At 42.3% G+C, this 22,061-nt stretch carries 23 protein-coding genes; 16 read left to right on the top strand and 7 right to left on the bottom strand.

What is annotated here, in order from left to right; translation table 11 throughout:
* Window positions 1–732 (top strand): 4'-phosphopantetheinyl transferase family protein, encoded by a 732-nt coding sequence (locus tag BLS59_RS01980; protein WP_091143401.1) that lies wholly within the window; start codon window positions 1–3, stop codon window positions 730–732.
* Between the two features lie 102 nt (window positions 733–834).
* Here the strand turns inward: BLS59_RS01980 and BLS59_RS01985 are convergent, their stop codons facing one another.
* Window positions 835–1,560: a glycosyltransferase family 2 protein gene (locus BLS59_RS01985; RefSeq protein ID WP_091143404.1), complete on the bottom strand. Its 726-nt coding sequence runs from the start codon at window positions 1,558–1,560 to the stop codon at window positions 835–837.
* A gap of 73 nt (window positions 1,561–1,633) precedes the next feature.
* On the opposite strand from BLS59_RS01985, the gene pbpC reads away from it, so the two are divergent.
* The 10 genes from pbpC (at window position 1,634) to BLS59_RS02035 (ending at window position 14,449) form a co-directional block, all read left to right on the top strand.
* On the top strand, window positions 1,634–4,030 hold the full coding sequence (pbpC, locus tag BLS59_RS01990) for a penicillin-binding protein 1C (protein ID WP_091143408.1): 2,397 nt from the start codon (window positions 1,634–1,636) through the stop codon (window positions 4,028–4,030).
* Window positions 4,031–4,166: 136 nt separating this feature from the next.
* Window positions 4,167–4,949: a hypothetical protein gene (locus BLS59_RS01995; protein WP_091143411.1), complete on the top strand. Its 783-nt coding sequence runs from the start codon at window positions 4,167–4,169 to the stop codon at window positions 4,947–4,949.
* Window positions 4,950–5,120: 171 nt separating this feature from the next.
* Window positions 5,121–5,708 carry an RNA polymerase sigma factor gene (locus BLS59_RS02000; RefSeq protein WP_091143414.1) on the top strand — a complete coding sequence of 196 codons (588 nt, stop codon included), beginning with the start codon at window positions 5,121–5,123 and terminating at the stop codon, window positions 5,706–5,708.
* Window positions 5,705–7,363: an outer membrane beta-barrel protein gene (locus tag BLS59_RS02005; RefSeq protein ID WP_091143416.1), complete on the top strand. Its 1,659-nt coding sequence runs from the start codon at window positions 5,705–5,707 to the stop codon at window positions 7,361–7,363. Before BLS59_RS02000 ends, BLS59_RS02005 begins: the two co-directional genes overlap by 4 nt.
* 96 nt (window positions 7,364–7,459) lie before the next feature.
* Window positions 7,460–8,173, top strand: coding sequence for a 3'-5' exonuclease (locus BLS59_RS02010; RefSeq protein WP_091143417.1), 714 nt, complete (start codon window positions 7,460–7,462; stop codon window positions 8,171–8,173).
* Entirely contained in the window at window positions 8,173–9,885 is a 1,713-nt protein-coding gene (locus tag BLS59_RS02015) for an ABC transporter ATP-binding protein (RefSeq protein ID WP_091143421.1), read from the top strand. Before BLS59_RS02010 ends, BLS59_RS02015 begins: the two co-directional genes overlap by 1 nt.
* A gap of 83 nt (window positions 9,886–9,968) precedes the next feature.
* Window positions 9,969–12,104, top strand: coding sequence for a ribonuclease R (gene rnr / locus BLS59_RS02020; protein ID WP_091143425.1), 2,136 nt, complete (start codon window positions 9,969–9,971; stop codon window positions 12,102–12,104).
* 95 nt (window positions 12,105–12,199) lie between these two features.
* Entirely contained in the window at window positions 12,200–13,174 is a 975-nt protein-coding gene (locus BLS59_RS02025) for a polyprenyl synthetase family protein (protein ID WP_091143428.1), read from the top strand.
* Window positions 13,175–13,187: 13 nt separating this feature from the next.
* A complete protein-coding gene (locus BLS59_RS02030) occupies window positions 13,188–13,604 on the top strand; it encodes an energy transducer TonB (protein ID WP_091143431.1) in 417 nt (138 codons plus the stop codon).
* A 119-nt stretch (window positions 13,605–13,723) separates the two neighbouring features.
* Window positions 13,724–14,449, top strand: coding sequence for an energy transducer TonB (locus tag BLS59_RS02035; protein ID WP_091143434.1), 726 nt, complete (start codon window positions 13,724–13,726; stop codon window positions 14,447–14,449).
* A gap of 96 nt (window positions 14,450–14,545) precedes the next feature.
* On the opposite strand, the gene rpmA is transcribed toward BLS59_RS02035, so the two are convergent.
* From rpmA to BLS59_RS02060, 5 genes are all read right to left on the bottom strand, one after another.
* Entirely contained in the window at window positions 14,546–14,980 is a 435-nt protein-coding gene (rpmA, locus tag BLS59_RS02040; protein WP_091143438.1) for a 50S ribosomal protein L27, read from the bottom strand.
* Window positions 14,981–15,029: 49 nt separating this feature from the next.
* Entirely contained in the window at window positions 15,030–15,338 is a 309-nt protein-coding gene (rplU, locus tag BLS59_RS02045) for a 50S ribosomal protein L21 (RefSeq protein ID WP_090467954.1), read from the bottom strand.
* A gap of 76 nt (window positions 15,339–15,414) precedes the next feature.
* A complete protein-coding gene (locus tag BLS59_RS02050) occupies window positions 15,415–15,924 on the bottom strand; it encodes a hypothetical protein (protein ID WP_205411160.1) in 510 nt (169 codons plus the stop codon).
* 74 nt (window positions 15,925–15,998) lie between these two features.
* On the bottom strand, window positions 15,999–16,373 hold the full coding sequence (locus tag BLS59_RS02055) for a four helix bundle protein (protein WP_091143441.1): 375 nt from the start codon (window positions 16,371–16,373) through the stop codon (window positions 15,999–16,001).
* A 38-nt stretch (window positions 16,374–16,411) separates the two neighbouring features.
* Window positions 16,412–17,782 carry a dicarboxylate/amino acid:cation symporter gene (locus BLS59_RS02060; protein ID WP_091143444.1) on the bottom strand — a complete coding sequence of 457 codons (1,371 nt, stop codon included), beginning with the start codon at window positions 17,780–17,782 and terminating at the stop codon, window positions 16,412–16,414.
* 63 nt (window positions 17,783–17,845) lie between these two features.
* On the opposite strand from BLS59_RS02060, the gene BLS59_RS02065 reads away from it, so the two are divergent.
* Genes BLS59_RS02065 through BLS59_RS02080 form a run of 4 tightly spaced genes read left to right on the top strand, consistent with a single transcriptional unit; the run spans window position 17,846 to window position 20,035 of the window.
* Window positions 17,846–18,373 carry a hypothetical protein gene (locus BLS59_RS02065; protein ID WP_091143448.1) on the top strand — a complete coding sequence of 176 codons (528 nt, stop codon included), beginning with the start codon at window positions 17,846–17,848 and terminating at the stop codon, window positions 18,371–18,373.
* 45 nt (window positions 18,374–18,418) lie between these two features.
* Complete coding sequence (locus BLS59_RS02070) at window positions 18,419–18,916, top strand: RNA polymerase sigma factor (RefSeq protein ID WP_091143452.1); 498 nt, start codon at window positions 18,419–18,421, stop codon at window positions 18,914–18,916.
* The gene (locus BLS59_RS02075) at window positions 18,903–19,493 is read left to right on the top strand and encodes a hypothetical protein (protein ID WP_091143456.1); all 591 of its coding nucleotides are present in this window, start codon (window positions 18,903–18,905) and stop codon (window positions 19,491–19,493) included. The genes BLS59_RS02070 and BLS59_RS02075 overlap by 14 nt, the downstream gene beginning before the upstream one ends.
* 14 nt (window positions 19,494–19,507) lie before the next feature.
* Window positions 19,508–20,035 carry a GNAT family N-acetyltransferase gene (locus BLS59_RS02080; protein ID WP_091143460.1) on the top strand — a complete coding sequence of 176 codons (528 nt, stop codon included), beginning with the start codon at window positions 19,508–19,510 and terminating at the stop codon, window positions 20,033–20,035.
* Window positions 20,036–20,171: 136 nt separating this feature from the next.
* Here the strand turns inward: BLS59_RS02080 and dinB are convergent, their stop codons facing one another.
* Window positions 20,172–21,356 (bottom strand): DNA polymerase IV, encoded by a 1,185-nt coding sequence (gene dinB / locus BLS59_RS02085; RefSeq protein ID WP_091143464.1) that lies wholly within the window; start codon window positions 21,354–21,356, stop codon window positions 20,172–20,174.
* A gap of 74 nt (window positions 21,357–21,430) precedes the next feature.
* Between dinB and BLS59_RS02090 the strand changes: the two genes are divergently transcribed.
* Window positions 21,431–22,060, top strand: coding sequence for a 2'-5' RNA ligase family protein (locus BLS59_RS02090; protein ID WP_091143468.1), 630 nt, complete (start codon window positions 21,431–21,433; stop codon window positions 22,058–22,060).
* Window position 22,061: the final 1 nt, after the last annotated feature.

The raw sequence follows: 22,061 nt of genomic DNA on the forward strand, positions 1-22,061 counted from the left end.
ATGAGCAAAGTTGAGGTAAGTATTCAATTTTTAAATGCTGTTGAATGGCATACCAGGGCAGCATGTGATTTTACCCTAACCAGCGGCGTTGATGTTTGGCGGATCGATATCAACGCAAACGCGCGCTATATCGACAAGCTGCTTACCACATTACAGCCCGACGAAGTTGCACGCGCCAACCGCTACCTGCAAGAAAGGGATAGGACTCGTTTTATAGTGAGCAGGGCATCATTGCGGCATATTATAGGCAAATACACCAATCAGCCTGAGGCGGCCATCACATTTACCGTGGGTGCTAATAAAAAACCTTATGTAGATGGGCATAGCTTAAAATACAATGTATCGCACTCAGGCAATTGGGTAGTTATAGCCGTGGCCAACAGCGATATTGGCGCCGATACTGAAACAATTGACCACACCTTTCCCTATCAGTCTATTTTATCAGATAATTTCAGTGATGCCGAAGCAGATTTCATTGGTCAGTCTGCAGAAAAGTTTTATTTATTATGGACGCGTAAAGAGGCACTTACCAAAGCCACCGGCCAGGGTTTGGATGATAACCTGCAGCATATCCCTTGTCTTGATGGCCAGCAAACTGCAGATAACCGTTTACTGCTAACCGAGAAAAACTGGCAAGTGAAGAGCTTTAACCTTGATAATAAAAATATAGCAAGCGTGGTTGCGGAGGCTGATGCAGCGGGGATGAGCTTTTTTGAGATGGGATTTATGTAGAGACGCAATATTTTGCGTCTCCTGCATGCAAATAGAAAATGCAAATGACTCTGTATAGTTGGAGACGTAAAATATTGCGTCTCTACAGATTCACAGTCAATCCTATTTAGCCTTAAACAACCCGTATTTCAAAATACAGTAAATAGCCCTTACGCCATCCTTCCATCCTATTTTCTTGCCCTCTTCATAAGTACGACCATAGTACGATATGCCTACTTCGTAAATCCTGATCTTAGGGATGCGGGAGATTTTTTGGGTTATCTCCGGCTCAAAGCCAAAGCGTTTTTCAGTTAATGAAATTCCCTGTATCACTTTGGTATCAAACAATTTATAACAGGTTTCCATATCCGTAAGGTTTAGGTTACTGAACATGTTTGATGCAAACGTAAGCCACCTGTTACCTATGGTATGCCAGAAAAACAGGATACGGTGCGGGTTACTACCCATAAACCGCGATCCGTAAACTACATCGGCAAAACCATTTATTACGGGTTTTAAAAGATCATTATATTCTTCAGGATCATATTCCAGATCGGCATCCTGGATGATCAGGTACTCGCCGGTTGCTTTTGAAATGCCGGTATGCAGCGCGGCGCCTTTACCCTTATTAATTTCGTGCTTAAAATACTGAATATTAAAGTCGGGATTGGCTTGCTGGTAAGCTATTATAGCCTGTTCGGTATTATCCTTTGAGCAATCGTTTACAATAATTACTTCCTTATCAATATTATTTGTGAGGCTTACTAATTTAATTTTATCTAAAATTAAATGTATCGTGTTACCTTCGTTATAAGCGGGAATAATTATTGATAGTTTTTGTAGTATCATTATTGTGTTTCATCAAATTAATACAGCTGTTGTATAGGATAGCTATATTTAGCTTATTATATCATATACATTGATGCAGGCTGTACTTAAACGCGCAAAAAGTTATTTTAAAAAACCAAAAGTAATACTTCTGCTTGTATTCTTACTTGTTTTAACCTCACTGTTTTGGTTTTGTTTACCAAGCCCGCTGTTTAAAAGTCCAACATCCTACGTTATCGACGATGACCAGGGCCAGCTTTTGGGCGCATCTATTGCTACCGACGGACAATGGCGTTTCCCCTATAACGATAGCGTGCCCGCCAAATTTAAGCAGTGCATCATCGCTTTTGAAGATAAACGCTTTGAACATCATCCCGGATTTGACGCACTGGCTTTCGGGAGGGCCATACGGCAAAACCTAAGATCGAGCAAGGTGACAAGCGGCGGCAGTACGCTCACTATGCAGGTGATACGCCTGGCTACCAAACACAAGCGCAATATCTGGTATAAAATGCTGGAAATATTTATGGCCATGCGCTTGGAACTCACCTACAACAAAGCCCAAATACTGGCACTTTACAGCAGTAACGCCCCTTTCGGCACTAACGTAATTGGTTTGGATGCCGCTTCATGGCGGTATTTTGGGCGCAGCCCGGATAAACTTTCCTGGGGCGAAACGGCGGCAATGGCGGTTTTGCCAAATTCACCATCATTGGTGCATCCCGGCAAGAACCGCGCCATCCTGTTAAAAAAACGCAACCTGCTGCTGAACCGTCTGCACAAACAGGGCATTATTGACAGTGCCACCTGCGCCCTTGCCGAATTAGAACCTGTACCCGACAGGCCAATGCCCTTACCGCAGCTTGCCCCTCACCTGCTGCAACGCTTCAAGAATGACCACCAGGCCAGGCCACTGGGCGATACGCGTATCGAAACCAGCATAAAATCATCATTACAGGAGCAGGTGAACGATATTTTGGAGCAACACCACCAGGTTTTAAAGGCTAATGATATCAATAACATAGCGGCCATTGTTTTAGATGTGGAAACCGGGGCAACGCTGGCCTACGCCGGTAATATATCGCACCGCGAAGACCCGCAAATGGAAAGTGATGTGGATGTGATAGACGCACCACGTAGTCCGGGTAGTACGCTAAAACCCTTGCTATATGCCTCTATGCTGCATGGCGGTTTAATATTACCCAATAGTTTACTGCCCGATGTGCCCACGCTGATAGCCGGTTACCATCCCGAGAACTTTGACCTGGGGTACGATGGCGCTGTACCTGCGTCAAGGGCCTTATCGCGCTCGTTGAATGTGCCCGCTGTAAAAATGCTGCAGCAATTCAAGTACGAACGTTTTTACGACTTTTTGCACAAGGCCGGCATTACCACCCTCACCAAACCAGCCGACCATTACGGGCTTTCGCTGATCCTTGGCGGTGGCGAAAATACCCTTTGGGAACTAAGCGGCGCTTACGCGGATATGGCGCGGGTGCTAAATCATTACAACAAGTATAACGGGCAATATGATCCGGCAGATTTTCATAGTCCGGTTTACACTGTGCCTCAAGAAACAAAACCGGTTTTGGAAAAGTCGGGCTTGCTGGATGCGGCATCAATCTATTATACCTTTCAGGCGATGGAAGAGGTTATGCGTCCCGGCGAAGAAATGCTTTGGCAGCAATTCAGCTCAACCCAGCGGGTGGCCTGGAAAACCGGTACAAGCTTTGGTTTTCGCGATGGATGGGCCATTGGCATTACCCCTAAATACGTAGTTGGCGTGTGGGTGGGCAATACCGATGGCGAAGGCCGGCCGGGCCTAACTGGGATCAACACAGCTGCCCCTGCCCTGTTCGAGATCTTCAGGCTGCTGCCCGTATCGCGCGATTGGTTTGATATGCCCACCGGCGAAATGGTGAAAATTAACGTATGCCACCAAAGCGGCTACCGCGCTGGGCAATACTGCGAGGATGTGGACGAAATGCTGGTGCCTAAAAGTGGTTTAAAAGCTCCGGTTTGTCCGTATCACCAGCTTATCCACCTATCAGCCGATGGTAAGTATCAGGTGAACGGTAATTGTGAGTCGCCGGATAAAATACTGAACAAAAAATGGTTTGTGCTGCCGCCTTCAATGGAGTATTATTACAAGGCCCGCAATTACCAGTACCATGTGCTGCCGCCATTTAGGGATGGCTGTACCCAGGCCGAAAACAACAACGCCATGGAAGTCATATACCCGAAGGATGGCGCAAAAATATATGTGCCGCTGGAAGCAGATGGGTCCCGCGGGCGGATGATTTGCAATGCCGCCCATCGCCTGCCCGGGATGAAAATTTTTTGGCACCTGGATGATCAATATGTTGGCGAAACGCAGGACTTTCACCAGATGGCACTGAACCCGCCGCCGGGTAAACATATCCTCACACTGGTTGACGGAAATGGCAACACCATCAACATAGGCTTTGAAATTTTGAGCAAAGACCGTTAAAAGCAGCTGACGCGTGCTGACGAGGTACTGACGGCTGCTGACGCCGGCTTATAAAATATTGATAAACAATACCCAACGTTTGCCTTAATTGATACGATGATGCAATAAAGAGATCATTAATTAATCAATTAAAAACATGAAAAATTTCACCTACACTATCCTTGCCATGGTACTGGCATTTTTTCTGATTCAAAGCTGCAACAAAATGAACGACCCGGCCAACAACGGAAAAATTGTGGCAACCAAAACCCTGGTAAAAATCTACGAGCTCGATTCGCTGTCGCTGGTTGGTACCACAACCCAGGATTCAGTTCAATGGAGCGTTTCACCTTCCGGTTTTAACGGCCTTTCTCATCAAGGTGGCAGGGCTCGTGTTCTTTTCACAAAAGCAGGAAGCTACACAGTAACAGCGAGTAAAATTGGCGGTATACCAGCCAGTATTGTTATTAAAGTAAGCGCCGATTCTGTATCAAACCCAACACACCCTATCGATACCCCGGTAATACCTATTGATTCAGTGAAGATCACCCAATTAACCGGCGATCAGATCACCTTACACCCTTCTATTTATCAAAAAACCGATAGCGTGGGTGTTCAGTTTAATGCCATCACAACAAACCTATACTGCTCAAGAGGTACGCTGCAATACAATGCTACCGTTTCTCCGAGCAAGAGCTTTGTATTTGATTTTCTGAACGTTCGCGGGCCAATTATTTGTACCGGCACAAGTGATATCCCAATGGTTATATCTCCATTACCTTTATGGAAAATATACATGGGCAATGGCACTTACCCGCTTAAAGCTACTTTAAACGGCACTACCTACACCGGCAGCATAATAGTATCGGCCACAACCGTAACTTTCGATTGGAACTATACTTCGGGAATTGTAATAGCGCCCAAGGTATTTAACAGGTAATGTTTTAGATTTGACCTAAAGGAAACCGGTTATTTATGGCCGGTTTCCTTTAAAATTTAATAAATTATACCTGCTTTGATAAATTGTAAAAAATATTTTTGTTTTTACCCAACGTTTGATAACCGGTATACGAAGAGGAGTTTACAGGCACTTATGTGCGTATATTTTTAAATGAATCTTTCCAAAAAGCAGGCAGAAAAGCTGGTAAAAGGATGTATAAATAACGACCGCACGGCACAGGAAGCCTTGTACGGGCTATTTCATGCCGAAATGCTGCGTGTATGCTACAACTATTTGCCCGATAAAGAGCTGGCTAAAGAAGCTTTTAATTCGGGTTTTCTAAAAGTATTTCAATCAATAAAAAGCTTTGATATTGAAAAAGGTGTATTGGGTGGCTGGATCAGGAAGATCATGATCTACACATCAATAGACCTATGCCGCAAAGAACTGAAATTTAATACGGTAAGTATTGATACGCAGGATACGGAAGACTATTTCATAGCACCACAGGTATTAGAGAAGCTTTATTTTGAGGACATCCTCCAAAACATCCGCACGCTGCCTTTTGCCACCCAAACCGTATTTAACCTATCGGTGATGGATGGGTTTACGCACAAAGAAATAGGCGAACAATTAAACATAAGCGAAGGAACATCGCGCTGGCATTTGGCCGAAGCAAAAAGAAAATTAAGGGAGTTACTGGAAACATTAGCAAATACCGGTACCCAGCCAAAAGAAAGGAGTGAAAAAAACAAATGAAAAATTCATTAAACTACCTTGATCTTTGGCAAAAAAAGAGAAATGAACTCCCTGTAACAGATGAACCAAAACAGGATTGGCTGGCTATGCAGGCACTTTTAAATGTGCACTTGCCAAGCCCTGTTGTAAAGCCTTCCATTGGTTCGAAAGTGATAAAGGTTGTAAAAGGATTAAAAACCGGATCAATAATAACTGCTTCATTATCAGCAGCGGCATTTATTGGTGTTTTGGCCTATATTTATGTAGCTAAAATTAAACCACATCATCCGCAGAATAATAACAGCAAGAAGCATGGTGTGGTAGTTGATAAAGACAGCCTGTTGAATACCTTGAAAGCCGATTCATTAAATTTAGCTGATAGCGTAAAATATGAAGATAGCTTGTCGGTTAAAAAGGATAGCTTATCTCAAACAACACCGCCTGATAACGTCAGCGGTGCTGATTCTGCTGCAAATACAGATGCCAAAGACGCTGTAAATAAAAACACATCAGCAAATAATAAGCTTAATGGTAGTGCTGGAGGCGGCAATAACGGGAACAACCCCAGTGCGGGCATATCAAACGGAAGAAATTTACCTGGTAACCTATTGGGCGGAAATGGGCGAACGGGAAACAAACCTGGTAAAAACAATGCTTTGCTTACAGGTGGGCATAATGCAGGGCCTAAAAACAGTTCGGGAACCGATCAGGATAGTAAGGTTAACAATAGCAATCCCTTGAACCAAACGGCGGTTATGGGGGCAAACAGTTACCTGTCGCAGCGTTTGATATGGAATGCCGATAGTTTGCAGAATGATCTGAATAATTTCTTGCAGCCGCAATCAAACCAGGCTACACCCAATTATATAGGAAGTTTTGGACAATCTGCAGCTATAGCAAATAAGATTGGTATGGGCTTGAACAAACCCATAAATAAGCCATCGGATGTAATCCAAAAGGTAAAAAAAGAAAAAGCACCTAAGGTAACTAAACCGTCTAAAAACAAGACCGGCTCATCGTCGTTATCAAATATAGATTTTGGGATCATGGCAGGTGTAAATGCCTCAAATAGCTTTACCCAGAAGGCACAAAACAGTAATTTCTACGGAAGTTTCCCTGTCGATCTTTATTTGGGATTGTTCGGCACCTATAACTTCAACAGTAAATTTGCGGTAAACGTGCAGGTAAAGGGCCTCAATCCGCTGAAATTAAGCGGTGCATATACCCATGCCAACGCCAGCAAAACAGATACCGGATTGGTAGACTCGGGCGAAACCCTGCGGATAAAGGATTCACGAAAAGCCTATTTTATAAACGTGCCTGTGCATTTTGTGTACAAGATCAACAAATATGTAGGCGTTAAGGCAGGTCCGGTTATTAATATTCCGGTGAAGCAGGTGAACGGCAATGCAGTATTACAGCCTGTAAAGATCATGACAGATACGCCATACTTTAAAAATATAAACAAGCAGTTAAGCGCCACCCAATACCAGCAAAAGATAAATTTCGGGCTCTCGGGAGGGGTAACGTTGCAGTATCAGCGTTTTTTACTGGAGGCAACCTACAATAAAAGTTTTAGCAGTTACCGGGTGGTATCTGATTTGGGGAGCTATAGCCAAAATCCAGGATCGGTACAAATATCCATCGGTTTTCAGCTTAATAAACCTAAAAAATAGTACGATAAAAATTACATCCATATAACTTAAAACACACCATACAAAACAGCCGTAAGCTAAACATTCCCTATATTGGCTCAATAAATTTAATTTTGCATGCTTGAACAGTATGATCTGCATAATTTATTGGTGATTGATATTGAAACTGTACCCCAATACAGCAGCCACGAACAACTGCCCGAAAATTTGCAAAAGCTTTGGGAGCTGAAAACGCAAAATATGCGAAAAGAGGAAACTCCAGACAGCTTTTATGAACGCGCCGGCATCTGGGCCGAATTTGGTAAGATAGTTTGCATATCGGTAGGCTTATTTACGGGCAATAAAAGCAACATCGGCTTACGCATAAAATCTTTTGCCGGGCACGATGAAAAGGAACTACTAAGCAACTTTTCGGCATTGTTATTTAGCCAGCCGCCTAATTTGGTATTGTGTGCGCATAACGGGAAGGAATTTGATTTCCCTTACCTCTGCCGCAGACTGCTTATTAATGGATTACCGTTCCCTCCGCAGCTACAACTGGCGGGTAAAAAGCCCTGGGAGATCATCCACCTGGATACGATGGAGCTATGGAAATTTGGCGATTATAAAAACTACACTTCGCTAAACCTGCTCACAGCCATTTTTGATATCCCTACCCCAAAAGATGATATAGACGGCAGCATGGTTGGTCATGTTTACTGGAATGAGAACCAGCTTGATCGTATTTCCACTTACTGCCAGAAAGATGTTGTAGCCACCGCCCAATTGCTAAGACGATACCGCGGCGAGGAGTTAATTAAAGACGAAATGATAACCATAGTTGGGCAATAATGCTTAAAGTAAATAACCTGTCGGTTAGTTTTAAAACGGATAAAGGCTTATTTCAGGCAGTAAAAAATGTGTCATTCACTTTAAAAAAGGGTGAAACAATAGGTATAGTGGGCGAATCCGGCTCAGGAAAATCGGTAACATCCCTTGCTTTGATGCGTTTGCTCAATAAAAATGAAACCGTACTCGGCGGCCAGGCATTGTTGAACGGGGCAAGTCTTTGCCAACTGCCAGAAGACGCCATGCGCAAGATTCGTGGTAACCGCATGGCCATGATATTCCAGGAACCCATGACCTCGCTTAATCCAGTGCTTACCTGCGGTTTTCAAATAACAGAAGCAATTCAGCTGCACCTGGGCGTAAGTAAGAGTGAGGCGAAAAAACAAACGCTGGCATTATTTAATGAAGTGCAACTTCCCCGACCAGCGGTTATATTTGATAGTTATCCGCACCAAATTTCGGGCGGGCAAAAGCAAAGGGTGATGATTGCTATGGCGCTTTCCTGCAACCCGGAGATCCTTATTGCAGATGAGCCTACCACAGCGCTTGATGTTACGGTGCAAAAGGCCATCATTGAGCTTTTACTCAGCCTCAAAGCCATCAGGCAGATGAGCCTGCTGTTTATATCGCATGACCTGGGCGTTATTAAAGAAATTGCCGACCGCGTGATGGTGATGTACAAAGGCGAAATTGTAGAAGAGGCATCGGTAAGTGAATTGTTTGCCCATCCCAAACATCCTTACACCAAGGGCTTGCTGGCTTGCAGGCCATCGCCTAAACAACACCTGAAGAAATTACCCGTGGTGGCCGATTTTTTTGATGCTGATAAAACTGAAAGCGCCCTGTCAACAACTATAGAAACCATAAGGGCACGCTATAACTATACCGAAAAGGAAATAACTGAAAGGCGAACCAAACTCTATCAGCAACAGCCACTGCTAAAGGTAGATCATCTATCTACCTGGTTCCCGGGCCGCGCGGGATTATTCGGACAGTCGGGTAAAGCTGTTAAGGCGGTGAACAATGTAAGTTTTGATGTTTATCCCGGCGAAACACTGGGGCTTGTTGGCGAATCGGGCTGCGGCAAAACAACGCTTGGTCGTACTATTTTACGCTTGATAGAACCCACGGCCGGGCAGGTTAGTTTTGACGGTACCGATCTGGGTAAACTTAAAAAGAACGACCTGCGCGAAATTCGCCGCGATATTCAGATCATTTTCCAGGATCCTTACTCCTCTTTAAATCCGCGATTAACCGTTGGGCAATCTATCATGGAACCTTTGCAGGTACACGGGTTTTACAGTAATAATACCAAGCGCAAGCAAAAAGTACTGGAACTGCTGCAAAGAGTAAACCTGCAGCCCGAACATTTCGACAGGTACCCGCATGAGTTTTCTGGTGGCCAAAGGCAGCGGATCGTAATTGCAAGGGCGCTGGCGCTTCAGCCTAAATTTATTATCTGCGATGAATCTGTTTCGGCGCTTGACGTATCGGTGCAGGCGCAGGTGCTTAACCTTATCAGGGAGCTACAGGAGGAATTTAAGCTTACCTATATCTTTATATCGCATGATCTGGCTGTAATTAAACATATCTCCGACAGGATGATGGTGATGAATAAGGGTGAAATTGTAGAAACAGGTTATCCCGATGATATTTACTATCACCCTAAACAGGAATATACAAAAAGACTGATAGCATCTATACCGCAAGGTTGATAGAATAGCGGTTGTTAACTACATGTTTCACCCCCTATCCATGCTAACAGCTAAATTCCGTATCTTTACACAAATACATTTGTATGTCTAAAAAGAAAAACAATTCTTCTATAGTTCAGGTACTTACTCAAATGGTACTTGATATATTTGAACAAAACGGCAATACGCCGCTAAATTATAAACAAGTTTCTGCCAAATTAAACGTGCGCGATCCTGAATCGCGCGAGATCATATTCGATATATTAAAGGACGAAGCCAAGAAATCAGTGATGAAAGAGCTTTCGCCCGGCAAATTCCAACTGCTTGAATTAAAAACATTTGTTGAAGGTAAGGTCGATCTGACCAATGATGGTTCGGCATTTATAGTTACCGATGATGAGTTTGAAAGTGATATTTTTATCGCCCCGCGCAAACTGCGCAATGCACTTAACGGCGACAGGGTAAAAGTTTACGTATACGCAAAAAGTAAGGGTAAACGCAAGGAAGGTGAAGTAATTGAGATCATCCAGCGTTTAAAAATGGAGTTTACGGGTATCGTTAAATTATCTGAACGCTTCGCTTTTTTTATTCCCGACGATCGTAAGATGATGCATGATATTTTTATCCCCATAAGCGAACTGAACGGGGCTAAAAATGGCATTAAAGCCGTGGCCGAAATTACCGACTGGCCTGCCGACGCTAAAAACCCCATAGGCCGGATAAAACATATCCTTGGCGCGCAGGGTGAGAATGATACAGAGATGAACGCCATCTTGGCCGAGTATGGCTTCCCACTATCGTTCCCGGCTGAGGTTGAGCACGAAGCTGAAGAAATATCTGACATTATTACGCCACAAGAAATTGCAAAACGACGGGACTTCAGGGATATCACCACGTTTACTATCGACCCATTTGATGCCAAGGATTTTGACGATGCACTATCCTACAAAATACTCGAAAACGGTAATTACGAAGTTGGTGTACACATTGCCGATGTATCGTACTATATAGTTCCCGATTCTGCTTTGGATAAGGAAGCGTTAGAACGTGCTACTTCGGTTTACCTGGTAGACAGGGTTATCCCGATGCTGCCCGAGCGTTTATCTAACGGGTTGTGTTCGTTACGCCCTAAAGAGGAAAAACTTTGTTTCTCCGCCGTGTTTGAGCTGGATGAGAATGCCTATATCATTAATGAATGGTACGGCAAAACCATTATATACTCAGACAGACGCTTTACCTATGAGGAAGTGCAGGAAGTAATAGAAACCCAGGAAGGTGATTTTAAAGATGAGATTTTAAAGCTCAACGCCTTAGCTTATAAATTGCGCGAGCGCAAATTCAAGAACGGCGCCATCAGTTTTGAAACCACCGAAGTTAAGTTTAAGCTTGATGAAAACGGAAAGCCTACCGGTGTATATGTTAAGGAACGCAAAGATGCCCATAAGCTCATTGAAGATTTTATGCTGCTGGCTAACCGCAAAGTGGCCGAGCATGTGAGCAAAATGGGTAAGGGCAAACATAAATACACCTTTGTATACCGCGCACACGATTCGCCTAAGCCAGATGCTTTGGCCAATTTCGCGCAGTTTGCAGCCAGGTTTGGTTACAAGATCAACACAAAATCTGACAAGGAAACGGCCAAATCGCTCAACTTTTTAATGGAAGATGTGGAAGGCAAAAAGGAGCAAAACGTACTTACACACCTGGCTATCAGATCAATGGCTAAGGCTATTTATACTACAAAAACCAGCAGCCACTACGGTTTGGCTTTTGACCATTATACGCACTTTACCTCTCCTATCCGCCGCTATCCGGATGTGATGGTTCACCGTTTATTGTTTCATTACTTAAACGGCGGTCAGTCTGCCAATGCCGAGCATTACGAAAAGCTTTGCAGCCATAGTTCGCAAATGGAGAAAAAAGCAGCCGATGCCGAGCGTTCGTCTGTTAAATACAAACAGGCCGAATACCTTAAGGATCAGGTTGGTAATATATTTACAGGCATCATTTCGGGTGTTACCGAATGGGGTATGTATGTAGAGATCATAGAAAATAAATGCGAAGGCATGATTCGTCTGCGTGATATATCTGATGATTTTTATACTTTGGACGAGAAAAATTATTGTATCATCGGTCAGCGTAAAAAGAAAATTTATCAACTGGGCGATGAGGTGAGTATACGGGTTAAAAATGTAGACCTTACCAAAAAACAAATTGATTTTTCATTAGTACAGGATTGATATATTGGTGAATGGTTGATTGAGTGAGTGGTTGATTAGGTTGACCTTATTAAGAACCACTCAATCAATCAACCACTCACCACTTAACTAATAAAATGAAACAACTTTCAGAACTGCAGGAATTAATAACAGATGCGGTTGATAATTTAAAATTCCCTGCCCAGCCGGCTGATTTGTACGAACCAATAAGCTACATACTGGCCCTGGGTGGTAAACGCCTGCGCCCTGCCCTGCTGCTGATGGCTTGCGATCTTTTTGGTGGCGATGTGGAGAGCGCTATTGAACCCGCCATGGCTATTGAGGTATTCCATAATTTCACGCTAATGCATGACGATATTATGGATAAAGCCCCCCTGCGTCGCGGAAAGGTTACCGTTCATGAAAAGTGGAACTCAAACGTAGCGATACTATCTGGTGATGCCATGATGGTGGAGGCCAACCGGCTGATGATGAAGGTTGATAATGCCATTTTACGCCCGGTGCTTGATATTTTTAATGATACCGCCACCGGCGTTTGCGAAGGACAACAAATTGACATGACCTTTGAGCAGCAAGCCAATGTAAGTATCGACGAGTACCTGAATATGATAAAGCTTAAAACAGCTGTGTTATTGGGTGGTACATTAAAAATAGGTGCTATTATAGGTGGCGCTGCAACGGCAGATGCGCAGCTATTATACGATTTCGGTGTGAACCTGGGTATCGCTTTTCAACTTCAGGATGATATACTTGATGTTTATGGCGACCCTTATAAATTTGGCAAGCAAGTTGGCGGCGACATTTTATCCAATAAAAAAACCTACCTGCTCATCAAGGCAATAGAACTGGCTACAGGCAGCCAGGCCGATGAGCTTAACCATTGGCTTACTGTACAAGAGTTTGATGCTACAGAAAAGGTAAAAGCCGTTACAAGCATTTACAACCAGCTTGACGTAAGACAGTACGCCGATGAAGCCATGCAAACCTTCGCCGAAAAAGCATTTACGGCCCTGGACACTATAAACCTACCTGAAGACCGCCGACAGTATTTAAGGCAGTTTGCCGATAATTTGCTGGTGAGGGAGTATTGATTATATGTAGGGTATGAAGAAAGGCATCCTGATTATAATCATCATTTTGTTAGGTGCGAATATTCAGGCCCAAACAAAACGGCGCATTATTCCAGTAAATGACACTACGGTATACGAATATGCCATTGAAAAACAAATAGCTCAATTTAAAGGCGGTACAACTGCTTTTTTTAAATTTGTCGGAAGAAACCTTAAATGGCCTCAAAACGGCAGCGATGTTAGTGGTAAAGTGCTTATATCTTTTATAGTAGAAAAAGACGGCATCTTAACACATTTTAAAGTTGAAAGAGGGATAGAATCGGCTTTTGATGCAGAGGCACTTCGGGTAGTTAAACGCTCTCCAAAGTGGGTTCCAGCAAAAATAAATGGGAAACGAATACGATCAAGATACATTGTACCGATAAGTTTTACAATTACAGATAATGGTTAATACATGAAATATTATCTTGAATCGGCCATTTAATAATTTGTGAAAGCATGAATTAAGCTTCCAGCTTAATCTGCTAAAAGCCTGCACCAGTTAATAGATGAAAACCTTATCAAAATAGCATGAAAAAAATTATACCAATTACTTTTCTAACCCTAAGTTCTCTGCTGGTTAAAGCTCAAAAGCAAGACTCCTTAAATAATGCAGCTCCGGCCGATTCAATCTTTCGATCAATGGAACAAGTGCCGGAATTCCCCGGGGGAACAGCGCTTTTTTACGAACTTATAGCCACGAAGATCCGTTATCCAAAAAATTCAATGGAAAATGGTGTTCAGGGTAAGGTGTTTGTACAAATGACCGTTAAAAGCACCGGAGAACTTGATAATATTAAAGCTATTGGTGGACCTAATAAAGAACTGAACGATGAAGCCGTCAGGGTAGTTAAGCTTTCACCGCGCTGGAAGCCAGGTATGAAAAACGGAAAACCGATAACAATTAAGTATGTTGTACCAATAACTTTTGCGTTGCCTAAAGACGACGATAAACAGGATGAACAACAACCCGAGTTCCTTGGAGGAAACCATAGTTTTGGTGAGTTTTTAGCCATGAACGTTCGTTATCCCCAATATTCAAGGCAAAATAGAATTCAGGGAAAGGTAATTTTACAAATGATAATTAGAGATACGGGGAAACTTGATAGTATTAAAGTTATTAGCGGCCCCGGCAAAGAACTGAACGATGAGGCCATCAGGGTAGTTAAACTTTCACCTCCCTGGAAGCCGGGTATGAAAAACGGGAAACCAGTAACAGTTAGGTATTCTTTTCCAATAACTTTTAATCTGGACTAAGACGACAATAAAAGGAAGGATAAACAACAATAGATCACAAAAAAGCCCCGATCAAATAATGACCGGGGCTTTTTATATTTTGTAAAGCTTAGCTAATTACTCAGCTGCTGCTTCTTCAGTTGTTTCTGTATCAGCTTTCTTTGCTTTTGGAGCTGCTGCTTTCTTTGCTTTTGGAGCTTCTTCAGTTGCAACTTCTGCAACCGGAGCAGCTTCAACTGCTTTAGGTGCTGCTTTTACTTTTGGAGCTGGTGCTGCAACTTCTGCAACAGGTTCAACTGCAAAAGGAACTACAGATACGTATGAACGGTTATCAGCTTTCTTTCTGAAAACTACGTTACCAGCTACTAAAGCAAATAATGTGTGATCCCTGCCTATACCTACGTTAACACCTGGATTGTGTTTAGTACCACGCTGACGAACGATGATGTTACCTGCAATAGCTGGCTGACCACCGAAAATCTTGATACCTAAACGTTTGCTATGCGACTCGCGGCCGTTTCTGGAACTACCGGCCCCTTTTTTGTGTGCCATTTTTAATATCTTTTATGAGCTGATAAAATCGGCTCGGTTTAAACTTTAATTATAATGTAATACCAGTGATCTCTATCTTGGTAAATTGTTGGCGGTGACCATTTTTCTTTTTGTAACCTTTTCTTCTTTTCTTTTTGAAAATGATCACTTTATCACCTTTTAAATGAGACACGATCTTAGCTGAAACTTTAGCACCTTTCAAATCAGAACCTAATTTGAATTTACCTTCGTTTTCTGCTAACAATACACTGTCAAATTCAATACTAGCGCCTTCATCACCCTGTAACCTGTGTACAAAGATCTGCTGGTCTTTTGCAACCTTAAATTGCTGTCCGGCTATACTTACTATTGCGTACATGTTTGTTAATTATTGTTTTAAAATTCGAGGTGCAAATATAGGGATTGGTTATTTAATAAACAACTCCCATTTTGCTTTATTTTTTCTGCCTGCTTTCGGCGGCTATTAAACTTTGGCGTATTTCTTTTATCAGCGTGTTGTTGGCATCTATCAATTTAGGGTCGCCTACAAAGTCGCTGTCAAATACTACTCTTTTACTTTTTTGCTTGTATTTAAACTCAATAATGTAACGCACACCATTTTTACGTGCGTTGGCCGTGGTATCGCCGGTTTCGTTTTTTGGAAAATCCCAGAAACCCAGATCAGCAGCCTTGCGGTGCAGGTAAATCAAATCGATATCCTTAACTAAATGCAAATGCGTTTTAATCAGCGAATCGCGCTTGTTCAAATATTGATAATCTCCCGTTTTTGAATCATATTTATTAACCAGGTTATCCTTATTACCATATTGGAACGACATCGACTCGAAATCAGAAAAACGGTACGGCGCGTTTTTTATCATCATACCATAATAATACACACAGTAAGCCAAAAAAGGCACCACAATGGTTAAAGTGAAAAATATTTTCTTTTGACGATCAGACATTTTAATTATTGAATTATTGAATTATTGAATTATTGAATTATTGAATTATTGAATTATTGAATTATTGAATTAATTTATTTTTTTAATGAAACCGTTTTTCTTGATGCAGAAACAATTTTTAAAATTTGATTTGCTTCATCTAACAGCAGCTCTAAATCAAGTCGTTTTACAATTTCGGCATCAATGAGTACTTCCATCCAAAAAGCAGCTTCATCAGCTTCTTCAACAACAATTGATAGCTTGGCGTGAAACTCGGCCTGTGACCTCGCCCTGCATGCTGCACGATAATTGGCACCTACTGATGATGCCGACCTTAATAACTGCCTTCCAATGATCTTAGCCTCCTCGGTTTTAGGTAGTGTTTTAAAGAAACTAATATTATCAACCACAAATTTCTTTGTGCGTTTTTTGAACATTTCGGCAAACTCGATCCTTTCGTTACTTTCCATTTTTTAATCAATAATTCATTAATTCAGTAAATCAATAATTATTGCAGTTCTCCCTCCCATTTGCTTACCACAGCCGTAGCAACAGTGTTACCAAGTACGTTAGTAGCAGACCTGCCCATATCCAGCAACGGATCGATACCTATCAGCAGGAACAACCCAGCCTCGGGTATATTAAACATGGATAGCGTACCCGCTATCACCACCAGCGAAGCCCTTGGCACCCCGGCAACGCCCTTACTCGTAAGCATCAACACCAATAACATGGAAAGCTGGTGCCCGAACGATAAATGAATATCATAAGATTGCGCCAGGAACAGCGACGCAAAGGTCATATACATCATGCTTCCATCCAAATTAAAAGAATAACCAAGCGGTAAAACAAAGCTTACAATTTTATTGCTGCAGCCAAAACGCTCCAGTTCTATGAGTACCTTGGGATATGCTGCTTCGCTGGTTGATGTGCTGAACGCTATCAGCATGGCATCTTTAATGTTGTTGATGAGCTTAAAGATACGCCCGCGCAGTACCACAAAGCCCGCCAATATAATAATGAGCCACAGCATCACCAGCGAAAAATAAAACTCACCTATAAAAATACCATAGGTTGATAGCACACCCAAGCCCTGTTTTGCAATTACAGCCGTTATGGCGCCAAATACAGCCAGCGGTGCAACATTCATTACATAGCCGGTTATCTTTAATATTACGTGAGCAATAGAGTCCATTGCTTTAATAACAATAAGGCCTTTTTCGCCAATGGCGGCAGTGCCTACACCAAAAAATATACTGAATACCACTATTTGCAGTATCTCGTTATTGGTCATGGCCTCAAAAATACTCCTGGGGAAAATATGACTGATAAAATCTTTTAATGATAATGCCGTCTTTTTAATATCGGTAGTTAAATGGCTGTCGGGCAAGGGCAGGTGCATTGCAGTTCCCGGTTCAAAAATATTTACCAGCAGCATACCCAGCAACAACGAAACCAGCGTGGCACTCAAAAACCATAACAATGTTTTGCCGCCAATACGGCCCACGGCTTTAATATCCCCTACCTTGGCTACACCTACCACCAGCGTGGTAAATACAAGTGGGGCCACTATCATTTTTATGAGTCTTAAAAATATATCGCTCAGGATGGTAAAACCTTCCAGTTTATCCTCGCGGATAGAATTATTATCTTTACTGATCTTAATTTGTTGTACTTTTTGCGCTTTAAGGGCTATATAATTTGCAGTGGTACTATCTTTCAATAAAACCATTTTGGTGTTTATGGCTTTTACAGTAGCATCGGCGGTGTTTATATTTACGTTGATGGCGTTAATTACGCGGGCATTGTAAATATATCCGGTTATTACACCCACTATAAGTGCAATAAAAATATAGAGCGTCAGTTTGCTTTTTTGCATAGATTAGTTTGCAGGCCGCTAAACTACAACTATTTAATATTTTGCTAAAATTTTTAAACACACATGAGTACTACCACATACGGACTTCAGCATATAAAAAAAGAAATTCAGCACCTGCCGCATGAACAGCTTGCCGAATTACTGCTGCGTTTGGCCCGTTATAAAAAGGAGAACAAAGAACTGCTGGCCTATTTGCTATTTGAGGCTTATGACGAAGCGGCCTTTATTGAAAAAGTTAAAGCCGAAGCCGGTTTTATGTTTAGTCAGCTGCCGGCACTAAGTTATCATGCGGCAAAGGGGATGCGCAAAATATTAAGGCTGATAACCAAGTACACCAAATTTATGGGATCGAAAGCGGCCGAGATTGAATTACTGCTTAATTTTTGCGATAATTACCTCGAATATGCCGACAGGCGTACATCATACAAACCCATAAGGCTGATATTGATACGGCAGGTTGAAAAGATACGTACACTGATAAGCAAGCTGCACGAGGATTTGCAGTTTGACCATGCCGAAAGCTATAATACTTTATTGGCTAATGCCGAAAGTAAGCTGGCCTGGTTTAAAAAGAATGATTACCTGTTGTAACATATTTAGGCGGCAAGCATCTAAAATTAAAAATCTATTAACACAGTGGCCAACAAAGAAGCAGCGTTCAAGCAAATATATGAAGCTAATTCTAAAAAGATATTCCATTTATGCTATGGTTATACCGGCGATGATGACGCCGCGAACGACCTTTTGCAGGAAACCTTTTTAAAAGTATGGCAAAACCTGGAGAAGTTTAGGAATCAGGCTATGATCTCCACCTGGATCTACCGTATTGCAGTAAACACTTGTTTAACTTATTTACGGTCGGAAAAAAGACAGGCGAAAGATGAGCTTACCCCGCTGATTGCCGAAACCAAACGCGAAGAGCTATCGGATAAAAACGAAAAGGTGGCTTTACTGTATAAGTGTATATCAAAACTCGAAGAATCGGAAAGAATTATTATAACCCTTGTGCTTGATGAATTGCCCTACCCCGAAATTGCCGAGGTATCGGGCATATCAGAAGGAAATCTGAGGGTTAAAATTTATCGTATAAAACAGAAATTAACAGAATTATATAACCAGTATGAAAGACTTTGATCATTTGATGTCGGTTTGGCAGGGACAGCCAAAACCAGATCAGCTTTCAGTGGATGATGTGCTGAAGCAGGTTAAGAAGGGGATTCGCAGCATAACTACTAAGTTATACTGGAGCATTGTGGCCATGGTGGCTATAACGGCGTTCGCGTTTATTGTTACATTTTTCCTGGCCTTTAAATCGGCCATTACTACCGTAGGGATTTTAATAGTATTGGTAACTTTACTCATGTATCTTTCGCTGATAGTAAGGCATTACCATATTTTAAGCAAGCACGATGCAACGCTTAACCCTGCCGAATACCTCGACAGCCTTAAAGAATATCAGAAAACCCGCACTAAGGTTATTGGTTGGTTTTATTATATATACATACTGCTTATCAGCGCTGGTCTTGCACTCTATTTTATAGAGGTGCTGGAAAATTCGTCGCTTACATTTAAACTGGTTACTTATGGATCGATATTGCTTTGGTTTGTATTCACCACGTTTTATTTAAAACCGCGTATGTTTAAAAACGAGGAAGAGAAACTTAACCTAATGATTGACAGATTGGTGCGCCTCAAAGAGCAATTTGATTGAATATTTTTGATTTAATGGCTAACGATAATGTTATCATACAAAAGGTTACCATAGCCGATGCTGATGTGCTGTTAACCTTTAGCAGGAAAACGTTTTATGACTTCTTTGCGCATTTAAATGATGCTGCCAATATGGACGCTTATGCCTCGGTCGCGTTTACGCTGCAAAAAATACAGGATGAACTGAACAATCCCGACTCCGAATTTTATTTCGCCATCCTTAACGATCAAGTTACCGGATATTTAAAAATAAACTTCGACACGGCACAAACTGAGCTCAACCAGCCCAACTCACTTGAAGTAGAACGCATTTATGTTTCGGCCGAGCATCATGGTAAAAAAATTGGTCACCGTTTATTAAATTTCGCTTTACAAACCGCAAAAGATAAAGGCCTGCAATACGTTTGGCTTGGCGTTTGGGAGCATAACCATAAAGCCTTAACCTTTTACAAAAAGCACGGCTTTACAACTTTTGGCAGCCACCCATTTATGTTAGGAAACGATAAGCAAACCGATTTGCTGATGAGGAAGGAAATTGAGTAAAGGAATCTTCTTAGTTGATTGTTACCTTTTTCCTTTAACCTTTAATCTTTCGCCTATCTTCTTTCCTACCTTTCGCCTTTAACCTTTTCCCTTTCACCTCCTTTCCTACCTTTTCCTTTTCGCCTCTCTCTTACAATCACCCCTTCAAAAACGGGTTAAAATTCCTTGTACCTATTTCCATTCCGGCGGCCCGGCAAACGGTTTTATCACCATATCTTCCATTGATATTGTCCATAGCCTGATACAGGCGGATGCGCTCCTCATTGTCTTCAAAAAGATTGATCTGATACCGGCCCGTTGTTAGGTTACTTAGCCTAACCCCTATCAGCCTTATCGGCCGGTGTTGATTCCAGGCTTTTTTGAGCAGGTTTTTAACGCCGGGAAGCAAAATATGCTCTGCCGCTGTAAGGGCTATTTTTTGTTGCTGTGTATGCGTTTCAAAGTTGGCATACCTTATTTTAATAGCCAGGCACGAGGCAAGCTTATCTTCACGACGGAGCTTTGAAGCCAGTTCCTCGGTCATGGATACCAGGATGGTTTCCAGCGTGCGCTGGTCGTTCACGTTTACATCAAAAGTATGTTCGGTAGATATAGATTTCCGGTCGCTATACGGTACAATCTCGCTATGATCAATCCCGTGGGCTTTTTCCCAAAGGTAGGTACCGGCTTTACCAAAAACCGTTTCCAGGAATCGGATATTGGTGCGCTGCAGATCGCCAATTTTTTCAATGCCGTATTGATAAAGCTTTTGGCTGGTACTTTCGCCAAGACCGGGGATTTTACTGATGGAAAGCGGTGCTAAAAAAGCAAGCTCTTCGCCGGGTTTAATCCACAATTGCCCATTAGGTTTCGAGGCATTGGTAGCCATTTTTGCCACCGTTTTACCAGATGCCATGCCGAAGGATATAGGCAGACCGGTTTCCCTGATCACGCGCTGCCGTAGGTTTGATGCTATCTGGTAGCAATCATAAAAACGCTCCATCCCGGTCAAATCGATATAGAATTCATCTACCGATGTTTTTTGGTACAGCGGCACCGAGTCATGAATTATCTCTGTTACCTCGCGTGAGGCGTCGGAATAGCGGCCGTGCGTACCACGAACAATAATAGCATGCGGACAAAGTTTCATAGCCTGCTTCATGGGCATGGCCGAGTGGATGCCAAATTTACGCGCCTCATAACTACAGGAAGCCACCACACCCCTATCTGCCGAACCACCGATAAGCACAGGCTTGCCAATAAGTGCCGGGTTAAACTTGCGTTCAACCGATACAAAGAACGAATCGAGGTCGATATGTACAATATGGCGCTTTTGATCCATGTACAAATATCAAAATAAATTTGATATTTTACTAAAAATATTAGCATTTTTGATGGAATTAAAAGTATAAGGAAATGACAGCCTACGAGGATTATTTAATGCTGCTTTCACCACCGGATGCGGTAAAACAGGAGATAGCGCGCTATAAAAAGGCGTCGGCAAGGCTTATTGGCGATTACCAGAGCATGGATTCGCCGGCGCATATCTCCATCCTCCACCTCGAACGTCAGAAACCTTTTATGGCCGATAGAAATATCGACTTGATAGAAAAAAGTTTAAACGCCCTTCCTGCTGTTTTACTGCATATAGATGGTTTCCGATATTTTAGTCACCTGCATAACCGGATGACCATTTATGCACACATCCGCAGCACCCCGGCCGTTGAAGAATGGTTTAAGCGCTTAAAGAAAAGCCTCAACATAAAAAAAGCATTGGTACCGCATATTACCGTCACCAGAAATATTCCCGGCGAAGATTTCACCCTCCTTTGGCCACATTTTCAGCATAAGAAACTGGTTGAGCCATTTTGGGTAAAAGAATTAAAAATTGTTAAACGCGAAACCTTTGCCGAAGCCCCTAAATGGCAATCATTCAAAGTTTTTGAATTTAAAAACGTCGCCGGCTTGGGGAACAGAGCGAATGTACCTTTAGATAAACCGGCTCAAACGGATATGCCGCCTGTTAACCAGATCGATCTTTTTTAGC

It is taken from the genome of Mucilaginibacter pineti (genome assembly GCF_900101875.1).
GTDB classification, from domain to species: Bacteria; Bacteroidota; Bacteroidia; order Sphingobacteriales; family Sphingobacteriaceae; genus Mucilaginibacter; species Mucilaginibacter pineti.

What these genes read in the sequence shown, in the direction of transcription:
- BLS59_RS01980 (WP_091143401.1), top strand. Translation starts at nt 1, where the DNA reads ATGAGCAAAGTTGAGGTAAGTATTCAATTTTTAAATGCTGTTGAATGG.
- BLS59_RS01985 (WP_091143404.1), bottom strand. Translation starts at nt 1,560, where the DNA reads ATGATACTACAAAAACTATCAATAATTATTCCCGCTTATAACGAAGGT.
- pbpC (WP_091143408.1), top strand. Translation starts at nt 1,634, where the DNA reads ATGCAGGCTGTACTTAAACGCGCAAAAAGTTATTTTAAAAAACCAAAA.
- BLS59_RS01995 (WP_091143411.1), top strand. Translation starts at nt 4,167, where the DNA reads ATGAAAAATTTCACCTACACTATCCTTGCCATGGTACTGGCATTTTTT.
- BLS59_RS02000 (WP_091143414.1), top strand. Translation starts at nt 5,121, where the DNA reads ATGAATCTTTCCAAAAAGCAGGCAGAAAAGCTGGTAAAAGGATGTATA.
- BLS59_RS02005 (WP_091143416.1), top strand. Translation starts at nt 5,705, where the DNA reads ATGAAAAATTCATTAAACTACCTTGATCTTTGGCAAAAAAAGAGAAAT.
- BLS59_RS02010 (WP_091143417.1), top strand. Translation starts at nt 7,460, where the DNA reads ATGCTTGAACAGTATGATCTGCATAATTTATTGGTGATTGATATTGAA.
- BLS59_RS02015 (WP_091143421.1), top strand. Translation starts at nt 8,173, where the DNA reads ATGCTTAAAGTAAATAACCTGTCGGTTAGTTTTAAAACGGATAAAGGC.
- rnr (WP_091143425.1), top strand. Translation starts at nt 9,969, where the DNA reads ATGTCTAAAAAGAAAAACAATTCTTCTATAGTTCAGGTACTTACTCAA.
- BLS59_RS02025 (WP_091143428.1), top strand. Translation starts at nt 12,200, where the DNA reads ATGAAACAACTTTCAGAACTGCAGGAATTAATAACAGATGCGGTTGAT.
- BLS59_RS02030 (WP_091143431.1), top strand. Translation starts at nt 13,188, where the DNA reads ATGAAGAAAGGCATCCTGATTATAATCATCATTTTGTTAGGTGCGAAT.
- BLS59_RS02035 (WP_091143434.1), top strand. Translation starts at nt 13,724, where the DNA reads ATGAAAAAAATTATACCAATTACTTTTCTAACCCTAAGTTCTCTGCTG.
- rpmA (WP_091143438.1), bottom strand. Translation starts at nt 14,980, where the DNA reads ATGGCACACAAAAAAGGGGCCGGTAGTTCCAGAAACGGCCGCGAGTCG.
- rplU (WP_090467954.1), bottom strand. Translation starts at nt 15,338, where the DNA reads ATGTACGCAATAGTAAGTATAGCCGGACAGCAATTTAAGGTTGCAAAA.
- BLS59_RS02050 (WP_205411160.1), bottom strand. Translation starts at nt 15,924, where the DNA reads ATGTCTGATCGTCAAAAGAAAATATTTTTCACTTTAACCATTGTGGTG.
- BLS59_RS02055 (WP_091143441.1), bottom strand. Translation starts at nt 16,373, where the DNA reads ATGGAAAGTAACGAAAGGATCGAGTTTGCCGAAATGTTCAAAAAACGC.
- BLS59_RS02060 (WP_091143444.1), bottom strand. Translation starts at nt 17,782, where the DNA reads ATGCAAAAAAGCAAACTGACGCTCTATATTTTTATTGCACTTATAGTG.
- BLS59_RS02065 (WP_091143448.1), top strand. Translation starts at nt 17,846, where the DNA reads ATGAGTACTACCACATACGGACTTCAGCATATAAAAAAAGAAATTCAG.
- BLS59_RS02075 (WP_091143456.1), top strand. Translation starts at nt 18,903, where the DNA reads ATGAAAGACTTTGATCATTTGATGTCGGTTTGGCAGGGACAGCCAAAA.
- BLS59_RS02080 (WP_091143460.1), top strand. Translation starts at nt 19,508, where the DNA reads ATGGCTAACGATAATGTTATCATACAAAAGGTTACCATAGCCGATGCT.
- dinB (WP_091143464.1), bottom strand. Translation starts at nt 21,356, where the DNA reads ATGGATCAAAAGCGCCATATTGTACATATCGACCTCGATTCGTTCTTT.
- BLS59_RS02090 (WP_091143468.1), top strand. Translation starts at nt 21,431, where the DNA reads ATGACAGCCTACGAGGATTATTTAATGCTGCTTTCACCACCGGATGCG.